This window comes from Heliobacterium chlorum (genome assembly GCF_014502795.1).
Classification (GTDB): domain Bacteria; phylum Bacillota; class Desulfitobacteriia; order Heliobacteriales; family Heliobacteriaceae; genus Heliobacterium; species Heliobacterium chlorum.
Genome location: NZ_JACVHF010000001.1, coordinates 367,248 through 382,719 on the forward strand (window position 1 = coordinate 367,248; position 15,472 = coordinate 382,719).

At 50.6% G+C, this 15,472-nt stretch carries 17 protein-coding genes and 1 riboswitch; of the genes, 10 read left to right on the forward strand and 7 right to left on the reverse strand.

All coding sequences use genetic code 11. The annotated features are described in order from the left end of the window. Window positions 1–76: 76 nt before the first annotated feature. The 5 genes from thiH to H1S01_RS01725 all read right to left on the reverse strand — a co-directional run bounded on the left by thiH (window position 77) and on the right by H1S01_RS01725 (window position 4,835). The gene (gene thiH, locus H1S01_RS01705; protein WP_188038384.1) at window positions 77–1,186 is read right to left on the reverse strand and encodes a 2-iminoacetate synthase ThiH; all 1,110 of its coding nucleotides are present in this window, start codon (window positions 1,184–1,186) and stop codon (window positions 77–79) included. Window positions 1,187–1,192: 6 nt separating this feature from the next. Beyond that, window positions 1,193–1,960: a thiazole synthase gene (locus H1S01_RS01710; RefSeq protein ID WP_188038385.1), complete on the reverse strand. Its 768-nt coding sequence runs from the start codon at window positions 1,958–1,960 to the stop codon at window positions 1,193–1,195. A gap of 4 nt (window positions 1,961–1,964) precedes the next feature. Then, window positions 1,965–2,165: a sulfur carrier protein ThiS gene (gene thiS, locus H1S01_RS01715; protein WP_188038386.1), complete on the reverse strand. Its 201-nt coding sequence runs from the start codon at window positions 2,163–2,165 to the stop codon at window positions 1,965–1,967. Between the two features lie 139 nt (window positions 2,166–2,304). Continuing rightward, window positions 2,305–2,409: riboswitch (TPP riboswitch) on the reverse strand. 66 nt (window positions 2,410–2,475) lie between these two features. Next, window positions 2,476–2,796: a hypothetical protein gene (locus tag H1S01_RS01720; RefSeq protein ID WP_188038387.1), complete on the reverse strand. Its 321-nt coding sequence runs from the start codon at window positions 2,794–2,796 to the stop codon at window positions 2,476–2,478. A 59-nt stretch (window positions 2,797–2,855) separates the two neighbouring features. Then, on the reverse strand, window positions 2,856–4,835 hold the full coding sequence (locus H1S01_RS01725) for a methyl-accepting chemotaxis protein (protein WP_188038388.1): 1,980 nt from the start codon (window positions 4,833–4,835) through the stop codon (window positions 2,856–2,858). 296 nt (window positions 4,836–5,131) lie between these two features. On the opposite strand from H1S01_RS01725, the gene H1S01_RS01730 reads away from it, so the two are divergent. Then, window positions 5,132–6,109 (forward strand): ATP-binding cassette domain-containing protein, encoded by a 978-nt coding sequence (locus tag H1S01_RS01730; RefSeq protein ID WP_188038389.1) that lies wholly within the window; start codon window positions 5,132–5,134, stop codon window positions 6,107–6,109. A 2-nt stretch (window positions 6,110–6,111) separates the two neighbouring features. Next, on the forward strand, window positions 6,112–6,903 hold the full coding sequence (locus H1S01_RS01735) for an ABC transporter permease (protein WP_243236878.1): 792 nt from the start codon (window positions 6,112–6,114) through the stop codon (window positions 6,901–6,903). Between the two features lie 127 nt (window positions 6,904–7,030). On the opposite strand, the gene serC is transcribed toward H1S01_RS01735, so the two are convergent. Together serC and H1S01_RS01745 are read right to left on the reverse strand one after the other, a co-directional pair. Next, entirely contained in the window at window positions 7,031–8,119 is a 1,089-nt protein-coding gene (serC, locus tag H1S01_RS01740; protein ID WP_188038390.1) for a 3-phosphoserine/phosphohydroxythreonine transaminase, read from the reverse strand. Window positions 8,120–8,487: 368 nt separating this feature from the next. Beyond that, entirely contained in the window at window positions 8,488–9,243 is a 756-nt protein-coding gene (locus H1S01_RS01745; RefSeq protein ID WP_188038391.1) for a hypothetical protein, read from the reverse strand. A gap of 160 nt (window positions 9,244–9,403) precedes the next feature. On the opposite strand from H1S01_RS01745, the gene H1S01_RS01750 reads away from it, so the two are divergent. The 8 genes from H1S01_RS01750 to H1S01_RS01785 all read left to right on the forward strand — a co-directional run bounded on the left by H1S01_RS01750 (window position 9,404) and on the right by H1S01_RS01785 (window position 15,426). Continuing rightward, complete coding sequence (locus H1S01_RS01750) at window positions 9,404–10,165, forward strand: histidinol-phosphatase HisJ family protein (protein WP_188038392.1); 762 nt, start codon at window positions 9,404–9,406, stop codon at window positions 10,163–10,165. A 32-nt stretch (window positions 10,166–10,197) separates the two neighbouring features. Next, complete coding sequence (locus H1S01_RS01755; RefSeq protein ID WP_188038393.1) at window positions 10,198–10,551, forward strand: YlbF/YmcA family competence regulator; 354 nt, start codon at window positions 10,198–10,200, stop codon at window positions 10,549–10,551. 16 nt (window positions 10,552–10,567) lie between these two features. Next, on the forward strand, window positions 10,568–11,395 hold the full coding sequence (locus H1S01_RS01760; protein ID WP_188038394.1) for a M55 family metallopeptidase: 828 nt from the start codon (window positions 10,568–10,570) through the stop codon (window positions 11,393–11,395). A 39-nt stretch (window positions 11,396–11,434) separates the two neighbouring features. Next, window positions 11,435–12,277, forward strand: coding sequence for a bacillithiol biosynthesis deacetylase BshB1 (gene bshB1, locus H1S01_RS01765; protein ID WP_188038395.1), 843 nt, complete (start codon window positions 11,435–11,437; stop codon window positions 12,275–12,277). Window positions 12,278–12,283: 6 nt separating this feature from the next. Continuing rightward, window positions 12,284–13,411 (forward strand): N-acetyl-alpha-D-glucosaminyl L-malate synthase BshA, encoded by a 1,128-nt coding sequence (gene bshA / locus H1S01_RS01770; RefSeq protein ID WP_188038396.1) that lies wholly within the window; start codon window positions 12,284–12,286, stop codon window positions 13,409–13,411. A 77-nt stretch (window positions 13,412–13,488) separates the two neighbouring features. Then, a complete protein-coding gene (locus H1S01_RS01775; protein WP_155474655.1) occupies window positions 13,489–13,596 on the forward strand; it encodes an RCKP-type rubredoxin-like domain-containing protein in 108 nt (35 codons plus the stop codon). A 169-nt stretch (window positions 13,597–13,765) separates the two neighbouring features. After that, window positions 13,766–14,890 carry a DUF362 domain-containing protein gene (locus tag H1S01_RS01780; RefSeq protein ID WP_188038397.1) on the forward strand — a complete coding sequence of 375 codons (1,125 nt, stop codon included), beginning with the start codon at window positions 13,766–13,768 and terminating at the stop codon, window positions 14,888–14,890. A gap of 134 nt (window positions 14,891–15,024) precedes the next feature. Continuing rightward, on the forward strand, window positions 15,025–15,426 hold the full coding sequence (locus tag H1S01_RS01785) for a Fur family transcriptional regulator (protein ID WP_188038398.1): 402 nt from the start codon (window positions 15,025–15,027) through the stop codon (window positions 15,424–15,426). The last annotated feature ends 46 nt before the right edge of the window (window positions 15,427–15,472 follow it).

Sequence of the window (15,472 nt, forward strand, 5' to 3'; positions counted from 1 at the left end):
AAAACAGCCTTACGTTCGTCTGCCGATGAACGTCAGGCTGTTTTCGTGTGTCTTGTTTTCGAGAAATTCAGGTTCGCTAGCCGGCGATATGGTGCCAGTCCTGGGTGACCGGCTGGTATCCCTTTGAGATGAGCATTTGCTGTACTTCATCGACAGAACGCTCATCAGAGATGCGAAATTGGCCATCATCGCTATGCCCGTCAATATGTCCGCCCACGGCTGTGTTGACTCCGGCAGACATGCGGGTGATCCCCAGCGGCACCAAATGGTTTCGCAGCTCTGCCGGTTCTCTGGTGGATAAGGTGATGCCCGAGCGAGGCATGAACAGGCGCAAGGCCAGCAGGATTTGAACGAGCTCGGCGTCAGAGACAGGAGACTGAGGCTGATATCCTACGGGACCTGATTTGATCCGGGGCAGAGAGATATTGATCTCCGTATCTAAGTACTTGTTTTGCAGGTAACTGGCATGGAGACCGGTGAAAAAAGCTTCCGTAGGCCAGTGATGCAGTCCCAGGAGTGCACCGATGTTGACTGTTCGGAGCCGGGCTTGGCAGGCTCTTTCGGGGGCGTTGAGGCGCCAGTGGTAATCTTTTTTCGGACCCGATAAATGTAGACTGTCATAGACCGCCTGGTTGTACACTTCCTGGTAGATGGTCATGCTGTCTACGCCGGCTTGTGCCAAGCGTCGATAATCATCGACACCCATCGGATTGACTTCGATCCCGATAGAGGTAAAGTACTCTCGGACCAAAGTAACCGCCTCGATGAGGTAATCCACTGCCGCTTTGCCGGGAACATCACCTGTCAGCAAAAGGATCTGTTTGAGCCCAGTGGCAGCGATAGCCTTCGCTTCAGCACGGATCTCTTGTGCGTCGAGTTTCCGGCGGCCGATGGCATTACCGCTGTTAAAGTTGCAGTAGAGGCAGCGATTGACACAGAAGTTGGAAAGATAGAGCGGGGTGAATAGTTGGATCACCCGCCCGAAATGCTGCAATGTCAGCTGATGGGCTTTCTGGGCCATCGCTTCCAGATGTTCCGCTGCCGCCGGCGAAAGCAAGGTCAGAAAGTCCTGTGGTTTGAGAAAATCTTTCTGAAGAGCGGCTTTCACTTCTCCAGCAGAGACCTTCGACAAGTAGGCGGGGATATGAAAATCTTTATATCCCTCGATGATCTGATGAAAGCTCATGGACGACTAACTCCTTAAAAAGCCGGTCAAAGGCGAGCTGGCCCGAGCGTATTCGGTCGTTTCGCCCGGTTGAGCCAAAAAGGCCTGCCTACCGGCTTGTACGGCTTGACTAAAAGCGTTGGCCATCATGGTGGGATTGCCGGCAGTAGCGATAGCTGTGTTGACGAGAACAGCGGCGGCACCCATTTCCATCGCTTCTGCCGCTTCAGAAGGCTTGCCGATACCGGCGTCGACGATGACAGGCAGCTCACATTCTTCGATGAGGATGCGCACGATTTCTTTCGTCTTCAATCCTCGGTTCGTGCCGATGGGTGCTCCTAAGGGCATCACGGCGGCGGCGCCTGCTCGTTCTAACTCCTTGGCGGCGTAAAGGTCTGGATGCATGTAGGGAAGAACGACAAATCCTTCCTCGGCCAAGATGCGAGTGGCTTTAATCGTCTCGTTGTTATCTGGCAGGAGGTACTTGTTGTCCGAGATGACTTCGATTTTGACCCAGTTGCCACAGCCGGCTGCCTGAGCCAGGCGGGCGATGCGAACGGCTTCTTCGGCATTGCGAGCACCAGAAGTGTTTGGAAGAAGCACACAGTCTTTCGGTATGTAGTTTAAGATGTTCTCTTTACCGCCGCTCAGATCGACGCGGCGTAAAGCGACGGTAATCACCTCGACCCCCGTCTGAGCCACGATAGGACCGATAAGGCTCTCATCGGCAAACTTGCCGCTGCCGATAAAAAGGCGGTTTTTCAGTTCGCGACCCCCGATGATCAGTTTATCCATGAGGTCAACCTCCTCCGACGAAAGATAATATTTCCAGAGTATCACCATCACCGATCTGAATCTGGGACCAGTGATCGCGGTGCAGAATTTTACCGTTATATTCGACGACGAGAACAGCAGGATTCAGATTTCGACGGATCAAGTAATCGAGCAGGGTAGTGGATTCCGATAGTTCCAGGCTCTCGCCATTGACGGTAACGCGCATGGACACAACTCCTTTCGAAATGGCTCAAATGAAAGAGGTTCTAATAAAATGTTCATGCCCCATTGGTTCACGGGCTATGAGAAACAGAGCTTTTTATAAAAAAAACGCTTACCGAAAGTAAGCGTAAACGACGAATAAATAGGGCGTCGCCTTGCTTTCCTCCGCTGGAATAACCCAGGTCAGGTTCAAAGGGTTGAGAAATGTCTTCTCTCTCAGCCGTCCGCCGGCACCCCTAGCAATATCCTTATGAGGTTAAAAAAACTAAATTCATTATACCCCCTAGGGTTGACAGGGGCAAGTCAAAATGGAGTTATTCATTGGTATCTTTATCACGAACCCGGCGGAGAGATTTAAAAATTCCGTAGGTCGTGCCGGAGACACAAGAGGTGTATACACCGAGTTCGGCTCCTTCTTTTATAGCGGTCCAGGTGAGACCGTTCCCTTGCCAAAGTCCGTATAAGCTACCCCAGAACAAGCCCGAAAAAACAAGTACGAAGGGTTGGATGACTTTGAACTTCTCGGTCTCTTTTCGACAGAAGTACTTAAAAAGTTCGACCGTAGACATGACCAGGACGGAAAGTACAGTCATAAGGTATTCATAACTGCTGCTGCCCGATGTAAGAGGATCCAAAAAAAACCACCTCCCTTAAACGTATGGTATGAACGTTAAGGGAGGTCCGTGATTAGAGCTTATGAAATGCGAAATTCCTGAACAGCACGTTGTAATTCTTCCGCCATTTTTGCAAGACTGCCGCTGGAGGCAGCGATCTCATCCATGGAGGCGGCTTGTTCTTCTGTGGCTGCTGCCACCGTTTGTGCCTCTTCCATGGTAGTCTTGACGATCTTCTGAATGTCTTCCATCTTCGTGACGATTTCCTGGCCGCCGGCGGAAATCTGTTGGATGGAAGCGGAGATTTCCCGGAACTGGCTTTCTATCTCATTGATCGATGTTTCTACGTTCATGAACTCCCGACCGGCTGCTTTGGCGATCTTGGTGCCTGACTGGACTTCCTTGATCCCCGCGTTCATGGCATCCACGGCCCGGTCTGTATCTTTTTGGATCCCGTCGATGAGTTTCGCGATCTGGCGAGTGGATTCTTGAGATTGTTCCGCTAACTGTCGCACTTCTTCGGCGACGACGGCAAAACCTCGGCCTTGTTCGCCAGCATGAGCAGCTTCGATAGCGGCGTTTAAAGCGAGCAGATTGGTCTGCCTGGCGATCGAACTGATCGTTCCGACGATCTTCGTTATTTCCTCGGAACGCTCCTTGAGTTTCATCACCATTTCACCGGTGTTCATCACCGTATTTTCGGTACGATTCATTTGATTGATGACGGCCTTCACGGCACGGCTGCCTTTTTGTACGGCTCCTGACATCTTTTCTGATGATTCTTCGACGGCTTTAGCACCGACAGAGATATCGATCATCTCTTTAGACATCTGGCCGATGACGGCCGTGGCTTCTTTTACATCGTTAAATTGTTCGTCTGTGCCGTGGGCGATGGAAGTGATTGATGCAGCCACCTGACCGGAGGTGAGGGAAGATTGCTCGGCACTGGCTGTCAATTCTTGAGCGGAAGCGGCTACGATTTCGGAGGATTCCCATACATGCTTGACTAAATTTCGCAGGTTCGCCACCATGATCGTGAAGCTGTTGGCGAGAGCGGCCAGTTCGGGAGCCGCTGCTTCGGAACGCAGAGCAGCTTCATCGACGGTCAAGTTGCCTTTAGCGATCGTGTCTACTGCTGTGGAGAGTTTTGTGATGGGATCAGTGATGTTTTTGGCCACGTAAGTTACGATACCCGCCAGAATCAACAACGTTATCAACCCAATGGTGAGGGCTCGTACACCTAAGCTATTGATCGAGGCGAACAGTTCACTGGCTGGTGCTGTAGTCACAACGACCCAGCCGGCTCGCCCTACAGGGAGAGAGGAATAAAATTTGTCGACACCTTGAAACCGCCGTTGGTCAAAGGTGGGTTGTCCACCGAGGAATTGTTCTCCTGCATTTTTCAGAGCGCCATTGTCGACGGTGAGGATATTGTCTTTGGCGGTTAAGGTCGGATGGAGGATGAATTTTCCTTGCCCATCGAGGACAAAGGTGTATCCGGCGTCGGAGGGTTTGATCTCGCTTAACGGTTTTTGTAAGGCTTTAAAATCCAAGTCTGCCGCCACAACGCCGATGGTCTCGTTGTTACGAATGATCGGGTGGGAAATAGTGATCAGGGCTTTTTGATCTTTTTCATCGAAAAACACATCGGAGTAGGCAAACTCATGGTTTACAATTCCTTTTTTATACCAGTCACTTTGACGGGGGTCGGAAGAAAGGCTGCGATGAGTACCGTCGATATAACGACCATCGACATGGCCAATGTAGATATCGAGGATCTCTTTATGCTGGATAAGGATATTTTCAAGATGATGTTGGGCGTTTGCGTCTGTCAACATGCCTTCTGCGTAGAGGTCGGCCAGTTCTGAAACGATAGCTTCCTTGTCAGTCATCCAGGTTTCAATGTCGTTTTTACCATCCTCCGTCGTTAATCGAAGGGTGGAACGAATTTGATTTTCCAGGGCTGCCTTGGCGCCAGAGTAATTTGCAAAGTTCATAATAGTAAGGCCGATAAAAACCGGTATGAGGACAAATAGAAGAATTCTTGATCGTAAACTCATGGTGGAGACGCCCCTTTCCGAGTATCCTGTTCACAGGTATATTGAATCATGTTCGAATATTTTCGACAGACCCTCCCCGTTACCCTGCAAAAACCGGAGGGGGTTGCAGTTTTTCTAGACAAAAATAGTACAAGGATTAGAGATAGTTGGTTTCATCTTTGGTCAGCTAAGGACTTTTGAATTTCCGTTGAAGAGTGTTATAGTTAAAATAGCCTATTGACTCCTAGGTTTTTGTTCATATTAGTCGCAACTGTTTTGGTATATGAATTTCATCGGTATTGGAAAGGTTGCTGTCCATGAGTATCGTCATCGTCGACCATCTTGTAAAACGCTATGGAGATTTTGAAGCGGTGAAAGGGATATCCTTTCAAGTGGATAAAGGGGAAGTCTTCGGTTTTTTAGGCCCAAACGGGGCAGGAAAATCGACAACGATAAAAATCCTATGTACCCTGCTTACGATGACATCGGGAAAGGCGCTGCTGAACGGATTCGACGTGAACAGAGAACCGCTAAAGGTACGACAGTCCATCGGGTTGGTCTTTCAAGACTATTCCTTGGACGATCGGTTGACGGCGGAAGAGAATCTTTACTTTCACGGCATGCTCTATAACGTTCCCCGTGCTTTGCTCAAGGAACGGATGGAACAGGTTTTGGCGATGGTAGAATTGACAGAACGTAGGAAAGACTTAGTTCGCAACTTTTCCGGCGGGATGAAGCGCCGCCTTGAAATCGCCCGGGGGCTTCTGCATCATCCTCAGGTACTCTTTTTGGACGAACCGACGATCGGGTTAGATCCGCAGACCCGGAATGCCATATGGGAGCACGTCCTTCGACTGCGCGATGAATTAGGCATTACTGTTTTCATGACAACCCACTACATGGAAGAAGCAGAACACTGTGACCGCATCGCCATCATCGACCATGGCGAGATCGTGGCGCTTGATGCCCCGAAGGCGTTAAAGGAAGATATCGGTGGTGACATGGTCACCGTAACGACGACGAATAACCCTCAGTTGGCCGAGGAAATCCGGCAACGCTATGGGATCCCCGTGATCGAGGACGGAACAGTCCTGCGGATGGAAGTGGAGGACGGAGCATCTTTTGTTCCCCGACTGGCCGTAGATTTTACCGGTATGATTACCAGCGTATCTGTCCACGAACCGACGCTGGACGATGTCTTCTTAAAAACGACAGGTCGGGCGATCCGGGACGAACTGCTCGATGAAAAAGAGCGGTTCCGGCAGCGGAGACTGGGTCGGCGGAGGGGGAGATAAGCATGCTGGAAAGTGTTCTCAAGACCATCTACGTGATCTGGTACCGCGAATTGATTCGCTTTTTCCGGGAAAAAAGCCAGTGGGCCGGTATGATCATGCAGCCCACTTTATATTTGACTTTCGTTGGTACGGGCATCGCTTCGGCAATGACCTTCCGTCAAGCCCCCGGCGGGGCGCCTGTGAACTACTTGACCTTCATCTACCCAGGCATCATCGGTATGTCGGTGCTGTTTACATCCATGTTTTCTGGAATTTCGATCATCTGGGATCGGGAATTTGGATTTTTGAAAGAAATTTTAGTGGCACCGGTTCCCCGTTGGGCCATCTCTGTCGGTAAAGCCTTAGGGATCGGAACGATTGTCTCACTTCAAGGGATGATCCTGCTCATTCTATCGCCATTGGCCGGCTTGTCTCTTACCTTATGGACGGGTTTAAAGGTGTTGCCGATCTGTGCCCTTGTTGGCTTTGCCATCGGGCTTCTCGGCATTTCCATCGCCGGTCGGATGGAATCGATGCAAGGCTTCCAATTAATCTCCAACTTTCTGACGATGCCCATGTTCTTTTTGAGCGGCGCCATGTTCCCGTTACACAGTGCCCCTCAGTGGCTGCAAGTGCTCATGGTGATCGACCCGCTCACCTATGGCGTAGATGCCTTGAGAAACGCCATTTATGCAGGTATCCCTGAAGCTCAGGCCATGCTGCAGCATAGTATTGCTTATGATCTAAGCATCGTAAGTCTATTCGCCATAGTGACAGCGGCTACAGGAATGACTGCTTTCAACCGTCAGGGTTGATGGGTTGATTGTGGGGAGAAAGAAGGATACTGTGAATGTGAAAAAACGATAGCCTCGATGGCTATCGTTTTTCGTGCTAAAAAGTTCTACGGTGTTTAGATAGAAGCTGTTGATTGTAAAAAGGGGATTACCCGTTTTTTCGCATGAACTCTTTCATGAAGTCGGACAGGGCTTGGCAGCCTTCCCGGCTCATGGCGTTGTAGGTGGAGGCCCGCATACCGCCGACAGAACGGTGGCCTTTTAAGCCGATCATGCCTTGTTTCGTCGCTTCACTGGCAAAGGTCTTTTCCAGGTCTTCATTGGGCAGGCGGAAAGTAATATTCATTGTGGAGCGGCTGTCTTTGTCCGCATGGCCTGTATAGAACCCGTTGCTGTTGTCGATAACATCGTAAATGAGAGCTGCCTTTTCCAGGTTGCGTTGTTCCATCGCAGCAAGACCGCCTTGGGCTTTGAGCCATTTGAGAACTAAGTTGACCATGTAGACAGAATAGGAAGGCGGCGTGTTATAGAGCGAGTTGTTCTTCGCATGGATGTCATAGCGCAGCATGGTGGGGATGTTCGTGGCGGCCTTTTCGATCATGTCCTGACGAATGACGACGACAGTCACGCCGGAGGGGCCCAGGTTTTTCTGAGCGCCGGCATAAATTAGGGCGAATTTGTTGGCATCAAAAAGTTTGCAGAGGATGTCGCTCGACATGTCTGCGACGAGAGGGATGTCGCCGAAATCAGGGAAGGACTGCCACTGAGTGCCGAAGATGGTGTTGTTCGAGGTGATGTGGACGTAGGCAGGTGCTTCACTCAGCTGGATCTCTTCCAATGAAGGGATCCGTTTGTAGTTTCCTTCTTGGGTTGTGGCAGCGATATGGGTCTGGCCCAGCTTGGCTGCTTCTTTTTGGGCCTTTTCAGACCAGCTTCCGGTGAGGATATAGTCAGCCCTTTGACCGGCCTGCAGGAAGTTCATAGGAACCATGGCGAACTGGGTGCTCGCACCGCCTTGCAGGAAGAGGACACGGTAATTATCGCCCAGGCCGAGCAGTTCTTTCATGTTGGCCTCGGCTTCGTTATTGATGGCTTCGTATTCTTTCGAACGGTGGCTCATTTCCATTACGGACATCCCCGAGCCCCGGTAGTTCAGCATCTCCCGTTGAGCTTCTTCGAGAACAGGCAGGGGAAGCGTAGCAGGTCCCGCGTTAAAGTTGAATACACGTTCCGTCATGGTTCTTCTTTTCCTCCCGATATGTAATGTTTGTTTGTAAACAAAAAAATTTTGAATACGCTTATTATATCTTGTCCACCGTAGGTACACAATGTTTGCGTGAGAAAAACTTTTTCTTTTTTTAGACACTGATTCAAACTACTGTCCAAAATAATTGGCAAGGAATTTATCGCGGCAAATTAAAAAAGGATCGGACCATGAGAATCCGAACCCTTTGTGCTTATGGATGAACTCTGTCAAATAACGTTACAGGTCTATTACACTTGGAGAAAAATCGAGGGTGTAGCGGAGTCCTTATACCACAATTCACCTCAATGTACATCTTAACTGCTCCTGCTTAAAAATACTCTTTTTGGTAGGGCAGTACATTAAGCTTGTTCTCTCGTTTTTTCCTTAAATCGCAACGTCGCGGTGTCCCATTCGAAGCGTATGTTTTCACTTTGGCTGCTTTCCAGTTTGTACTCCGTCGGCATGACTTTCGGATCGCCCGGAGCGATGAATCGGGTAACCTTCCGGTGAACGATGATCACATCGGGTGATAGGCGTTCAAAGGAGTTTTCCTCATTGACCTTATGCCAGTAGGGTCCCTGAGAATTTTCCCAGGCGTCGTGCCAGTAATACTCACTCTTTTTTACATGAGCAAAAACTTGTTGGAAGGCGTTGTTTTCGTCGATACGGAAGATACGTTGCCAGGTGGTTTGTTCAAATCCGCCCAGTTTGTTGTCATATTCTTCTTCGATAGAGATCCCTTTTTGTGCGAGTCCCGGAAGGTCTGTCGAAGAGAGAGACCGCAAGGAGGCCAGGTCTTGCGATACGGAAATCAGTCGACCGTTGGCTTTTTCAAAACCGGCCAGGAAAGAGCGGTTTTTTCCCAGGTTGATCCCTAAGATAATCTCTTCCCCATCCAGGGGCGACGTTTCCATCGTTTGTTTTAACACACTCGTCGGCGTTAGGGACTGAGCTTCTTTCGCCTGCAGGGCACGGCGAATCAACTCTTCGTCATTGGCTGTTTTATCGAAGGCTAGGGCAGGGATAGGTAGAAGGCTCGAAGATTTGATTAAAGCCACTAACACCAGCACTGACAGGACGAAGACACCGGAAAAAAGGGAAGTTTTTCTTTTCATGGCTATCACCTCCTCCAAAAGTCCATGTATATTATGCAGACCCTCTTCCAGAGGTGAATCCTAGGGGAAGCCATCCCTTTGAAGTTGAATTCCAGTTCTGGTAAAATGGATGACAGGGGTTCATTCACCTAGCGATAAAAAAACCTGAAGGAGTATCAGCATGCTCGTTGATTACCATGTACACGGCATTGGACACGGAACATCAAAACACACGGTGGAAGAGATTTCGGCTTATCTTGAAACGGCTCGAAAACGGGGAATCGCCCATGTTGGCTTTGCCGATCATGATCGTTACCTTGATGAATACAATGTGGAAGCTATCCGGGAAGCGGCTCTGCGGTATCCCGATGTACAGGTCCGCCTCGGCGTGAAGATCGATTACATTCGCAATGCCGATGATCTGTTACAAAAGATGACCAGCCAATACCCCTTCGATTACGTGATCGGTTCAGTCCACAAAATTGAAGGCTGGGATTTTGATCACCCCGATTACATAGACAAGTATAGAGACTGGGAAAACGATGAGCTATACCGTGCCTATTTCGGTCACATCAAAGAAGTAGCGGAAAAAGGGCTCTTCAGCTTTATCGGACATCTCGATCTGATTAAAATCTTCAATTACCGCAGCAGTCGCCCCATCTTAGAACTGGCCGAAGAGGCTCTCCAGGCGATCAGCAAATCGGGGCTTCCCTGTGAGATCAACACGAACGGCCTGAACAAACCGGTTGCTGAGGTCTATCCCCAACGAACTCTCTTGGAACGATGTTTTGAGTTGAACATTCCGATCACCCTCAGTTCTGACGCCCACTTCTTTCATGAGGTCGGACGCGATCTCGATAAGGCTCGTGAAATCGCCTGGTCTGTAGGCTACCGCAAAGTAGCCACCTTCCACCGGCGCAAGTGCTACATGGAGAACCTCTAATAGAAAGTCTTCCATTAAGGGGTGGATGAAAAATGAACATTCATGACCAAGCCCATCAACTTGCCCGCTCCTTGAAAAACTCTGCCGAGTATCAAGAGCTTCTAGCTGCAAAATCTAAGGTGGAAGCCATTCCAGAATCAAAAAAACTGCTCCACGATTTCCGGGCCAAGCAGTGGGAACTGCAAAAGGCGACTTTATCGGGCCAACAGCCTACGGAAGCTCAGATGCAATCGTTTCAGCAAATGGCCAGCCTGATCAGTTTACATCCACCGCTGCAGGAGTACTTGATGGCAGAGTTCCGTTTCAGTCAACTGATGACCGATATCCAGAAGATCTTAAGTGATGCCGTGAAGGATTGGCTTCCGGAGGAGTTAGGCAACGCATAATAGCGGGGTGGTATGGATGCGTATCTATATTTCCGCTGATTTAGAAGGAGTGGCCGGGGTGATATCCCCGGCTCAATTATATTCTGGACCGGCTTATGAAGAGGCGTGCACTCGAATGACATTGGAGGTGGCTGCCGCCGTTCGGGGCGCGCAGAATGCTGGTGCTGCCCACATTGTCATCAACGATGCTCACGAGTCGATGACCAACCTGCGATTGGAAATGCTGCCTCCGGGAGCTCGCGTCATCACAGGCAAGCCAAAGCCATTAGGTATGATGTGCGCTATCGACAGATCCTGGGATATGGCCTTTTTCATCGGTTATCACAGCCGCCAGGGAAGTCCTGGCATCTTGAGCCATTCCTACAGCGCCCGGCTGATCGATCGGATTTTTTTAAATGGGGTTGAAGTGGGAGAACTAGCCCTGAATGCCGCTTTAGCGAGATATTTCGGGGTTCCTGTCACTTTGGTGACCGGTGATGAGGACCTGGCGAAAGAAGCTTCCGCTCAACTCGTGGGAACTCGATTTATTTCGGTAAAAAGAGCTCTGAGCCGGCAAGCCGCCGAGACGATGCTCCCGCCAGAGGCGCAGAAGGCGATCGAGGCGGCGGCTTTCGCCGTAGTCAAGGGATGGCAAAAGGGAAGCGGCGAGGTTCAGACATGGTGTCCCGAAGGGCCTTATCGTTTGCTGGTGGAGTTTCACTCTCCCGTCATGGCCGATATGGTTGCCTTTATGCCGGAAGTGCAACGCAAGGGGGCCAACCAGGTTGAACTCCGTCGAGACGAATTGCCTGACCTCTTTAGAGCTTTTCAGGCGATGTTGGTTTTAGCTGGTGCGATGGCCTAGAGAATCGGACCGAAATGCCTGGAAAGAAGGTAGCCCAGTTTGAAGAACCTTATCCATGAGGGTTGGCGTGATGATAGCCAGCGCCAAAAGGAATTGATTTTTCGCAATGAAGCGGTATTTGCTGATCTAAAACCAATGAATGAAGAAACCGAACAGCCTCCAGCAGACATCCTGGCATTCGGTGCCCATCCAGATGATGTGGAACTCGGTGTCGGCGGTACGCTGGCTCTAGCTGCTGCCCAAGGCCGTTCTGTCGTCATCATCGATCTTACTCGGGGTGAGATGGCTTCCAAGGGAACGGTGGAGGAACGGTGGAAAGAAGCTTGTGACGCCGCCCGGATCTTAAGGGTGAGGGAGCGGATCAATGGGCAGTGGCCGGACGGTCACCTCAGCGACCTGAGTCGGTGGCAGCCCTGGATGGAACAATTCGTCCATTGGCTGCGCCGGTATCGCCCCAAATTGGTCTTAGCCCCTGGAGGAAGTGATCGCCATCCCGATCATGGAGCAGCCGGTCAACTGGTCCGGCAAGCACTTTTTTACGGAGGCTTGAGAAAGTTTGGTGACAGCTCCAGAGAACCTTGGCGACCAGCCCGGTTCTTAACGTACCGCATTAACGGGAACCTGCTTCAAGAAAATAGAGAGCCTCTCTATGTGGACGTTGGCTCTGTCTACGAACAAAAACGAGCAGCCTTATGTGTGTATCAAAGCCAGTTTTTTCGCGGACTCGACGGCCGGCGGCTAGAACTGCGCATCCCCGATTTACCTCAACTTCTGGAAGATCGAGATCGATACCTGGGTGGGCTGATTGGAACAACTTTTGCCGAGCCTCTTTACCCGGAAGCCCCTCTAGGTGTGAAAGAGATCGGCGCCTTGTGGGAGTGATTCATAGTGAATATCGGATTTCTTTGTTCCCCCTCCTATGGAGGAAGCGGTGTAGTCGCCTCTGAATTGGCCCGGCAGTTGGCTCGGCGTGGTCACAATATCCACGTCTTCGCTTATGAATTACCTTTTCGCCTCCATCACTTCGAAGCGAATCTGTTTTTTCATGAAGTGGAGGTGCTCGATTACCCTCTTTTCCGATATCCTCCCTACCTGCTGGCGCTGTCGGCGAAGATTATCGATGTAGCCCGTTCCGCCCAACTGGACCTTATACACGCTCACTACGCCATCCCTCATACGCCCGCAGCTTATCTGGCCAAGCAAATGCTGGCCAAGGAACGGCGCTTGCCGATTCTCACCACCTTGCACGGTACCGATATCAACTTGGTCGGCAATGATCCTCAATTTTATGAAATAACCCGGTTCTCTCTGGAAGCGAGCGACGGAGTTACTGCGGTGTCCTGGAGCTTGGCCCGGGAGACGAAGGAGATCTTCAACCTGGCCGATCTCCCTCGAGTGATTCCCAACTTTGCCGATTTTGAAGAATATTGTCCGGCTTCAAATCCCTGTTTGCGGGCTCGCTTTGCCCGGCCAGAAGAGAAGGTTCTGCTGCACATATCCAATTTCCGCCCGGTCAAACGTGTGGAAGATGTAGTTCGTATTTTTGCTCGCGTAAACGAACAGGTGCCCTCACGGCTTTTGTTAGTCGGTGATGGACCGGAAAAGTGCGCTGCCGCCCACATGGCCGAAGCCTTAGGTGTTCGGGAACGGGTCATCTTCTTAGGGCGCCAGGACAGTGTGGCCGAAATTTTTGCCTTAGCCGATCTATTTTTGCTGCCTTCGGCCAAAGAATCCTTTGGACTCGTCGCCTTGGAGGCGATGGCTTGTCAAGTTCCGGTCATCGCCAGTGAGACAGGCGGGTTGCCCGAAGTGGTCGAACATGCGGTGACAGGCTATTTGGCTCCTGTCGGTGATGTGGAAACGATGGCTGCTTTTGCCGTCCACCTGCTGACTCATCCAGAGGCTTATGACGAAATGGCCCGCCGTGGCCGGGAAGAAGCGTTGCGTCGCTTTCAAGCGGAACCGGTCGTCGATACATATGAAGAGTACTACCGGGAAATCTTGAATAGACCTTGACAAGTACAAGCGCAAGAGGTACCATGAAAACGAAAGATAAGTAGTAATCGTTACTATAAAGAACGGAGGTGACAAGAATGGCAGTATATAAGTGTGCAAAATGCGGTGAAGTCATCGAAAAACGTTGCAAACCTGGCAAGTGCCCCAAATGCGGCGCTGTGAAAGAGGATCTGATTAAACAGTAGCCTATAGGTTTCTCGGAATGGAATCTACAATGAGTAGAACGGCCCGGTGGACAAGGCATTCTTGAAGCCGAGGGTGTTTTAAAAACAAGTAGATTTGATTATAATCTGTATATGTAGAAAGATAAAAAGCAGGGAGAAAAGCCCTGCTTTTTCTTGTGGAGGCGATAAAATGTCTGAAGTTTATTTCGTGTCCCGCCGGGCTAAAGCAGGTAAAGGGCTCGTGGACAAACTGCGCAGACTCATCAAAGCGGCCCAGATTATGGACTGTGTCAACGAACAGGATCTCGTAGCTGTCAAGATGCACTTTGGTGAGCGGGGGAATACAGGGACCATTCGGCCGCCTTTTGTCGGTGCCGTCGTGCAAGAAATACGGGAGAAAAAGGCGCGCCCCTTTTTGACCGATACGAACACCCTTTATCGAGGATCCCGGGCCAACGCCGTTGACCATCTGGATACAGCCATGGAAAACGGCTATGCCTACGCCACTGTCAAGGCGCCGATCATCATTGCCGACGGCTTAGACGGCAAAGACTACCGAAATATTCCAGTGCCTAAGGGAAAACGTTTGCAAGAAGCCAAGATCGCCGCCGTTCCCTTAGATGCCGACGCCATGATCGTGTTGACCCATTTTAAAGGCCACGAGATGACCGGTTTTGGCGGAGCTATAAAAAATATGGCTATGGGCCTGGCCTCCCGTTCGGGAAAACTGATCCAACACTCCGATATCAAACCGACTATCAATGAAAAATGCAAAGTCTGCGGCAAGTGTGTTAAATGGTGCCCTGCGGACGCGATTTCCTTAGCGGAAAGAGCCGTCATCGCCGAGGACCGCTGCATCGGCTGCGGGGAATGCACCGTCACCTGTCCCCATAAAGCCATCGCTATCAACTGGGCCATCGATCCGGGCTTGCTGCAGGAAAAAATGGCCGAATACGCCTATGCTGCCGTCCGGGAAAAACGGGAAAAAGGCAAAATCGCCTTTATCACTTTTGTCACCGACGTCACTCCTGAATGTGACTGCTGCTCCTGGAGCGATACTCCCCTTGTTCCCGATTTGGGAATACTCGCTTCCTTTGATCCTGTTGCCTTGGATCAAGCTTGTTACGACCTGGTCAATCAAGCGCCTGGTTTGATCGACAACCGACTTGCCGACGCGGGTCAGGAAAGCACAGCCCCAGGAATGGACAAGTTTCGCATGGTCCATCCCAGTGTCGACGGCACGATTCAACTTCGCCATGCCGAAGAGCTGGGCTTAGGAACTCGCAAATATAAACTTGTTCGGCTGCCCGAGTAAAATCGATCCGATTTCCCGCGATGCCTGCAGATGATGAGAGAAAGGCCTTCTCCCTTGATTGACAGTTTTGTTGACATCATATAGAATAATGATAGTGATGATTACTATTTGTATAAAGAAAGGTGGGGAGCGCCATGGGAGCCATCGGACCTCGGATGACAAGGCAAAAACAGTTGGTCTTAGATATCGTTCAAGGTACAACAAGTCATCCCACGGCAGACTGGGTTTACCAAGAGGCGCGCCGCCAGATTCCCGACATCAGTTTGGGTACGGTCTACCGTAACCTGAACACCCTGGCCCAACAGGGGATCATTCGGGAAATGACCTACGCCGGTGCCAGTTCCCGTTACGACGGGAACGTGGAGGCTCACTATCATTTTGTCTGTGAAGACTGTAAGCGCGTTTTTGATATTTTTATCGATCGCGCCGAGAATCTAGACGAAAAGGCCGAGGAACTGAGCGGACATGAGATCCAAGGTCATCGTTTAGAATTTTATGGCCGTTGTGCCGAATGCCGCAAGGCGACAGTCTCTTAATCTGAACAGGGAGCACTGCTGAAGACCATTCAGTAGTGCTTTTTTC

Coding starts and splice junctions, on each gene's coding strand:
- thiH (WP_188038384.1), bottom strand. CDS start 1,186: ATGAGCTTTCATCAGATCATCGAGGGATATAAAGATTTTCATATCCCC.
- H1S01_RS01710 (WP_188038385.1), bottom strand. CDS start 1,960: ATGGATAAACTGATCATCGGGGGTCGCGAACTGAAAAACCGCCTTTTT.
- thiS (WP_188038386.1), bottom strand. CDS start 2,165: ATGCGCGTTACCGTCAATGGCGAGAGCCTGGAACTATCGGAATCCACT.
- H1S01_RS01725 (WP_188038388.1), bottom strand. CDS start 4,835: ATGAGTTTACGATCAAGAATTCTTCTATTTGTCCTCATACCGGTTTTT.
- H1S01_RS01730 (WP_188038389.1), top strand. CDS start 5,132: ATGAGTATCGTCATCGTCGACCATCTTGTAAAACGCTATGGAGATTTT.
- H1S01_RS01735 (WP_243236878.1), top strand. CDS start 6,112: ATGCTGGAAAGTGTTCTCAAGACCATCTACGTGATCTGGTACCGCGAA.
- serC (WP_188038390.1), bottom strand. CDS start 8,119: ATGACGGAACGTGTATTCAACTTTAACGCGGGACCTGCTACGCTTCCC.
- H1S01_RS01745 (WP_188038391.1), bottom strand. CDS start 9,243: ATGAAAAGAAAAACTTCCCTTTTTTCCGGTGTCTTCGTCCTGTCAGTG.
- H1S01_RS01750 (WP_188038392.1), top strand. CDS start 9,404: ATGCTCGTTGATTACCATGTACACGGCATTGGACACGGAACATCAAAA.
- H1S01_RS01755 (WP_188038393.1), top strand. CDS start 10,198: ATGAACATTCATGACCAAGCCCATCAACTTGCCCGCTCCTTGAAAAAC.
- H1S01_RS01760 (WP_188038394.1), top strand. CDS start 10,568: ATGCGTATCTATATTTCCGCTGATTTAGAAGGAGTGGCCGGGGTGATA.
- H1S01_RS01775 (WP_155474655.1), top strand. CDS start 13,489: ATGGCAGTATATAAGTGTGCAAAATGCGGTGAAGTCATCGAAAAACGT.
- H1S01_RS01780 (WP_188038397.1), top strand. CDS start 13,766: ATGTCTGAAGTTTATTTCGTGTCCCGCCGGGCTAAAGCAGGTAAAGGG.
- H1S01_RS01785 (WP_188038398.1), top strand. CDS start 15,025: ATGGGAGCCATCGGACCTCGGATGACAAGGCAAAAACAGTTGGTCTTA.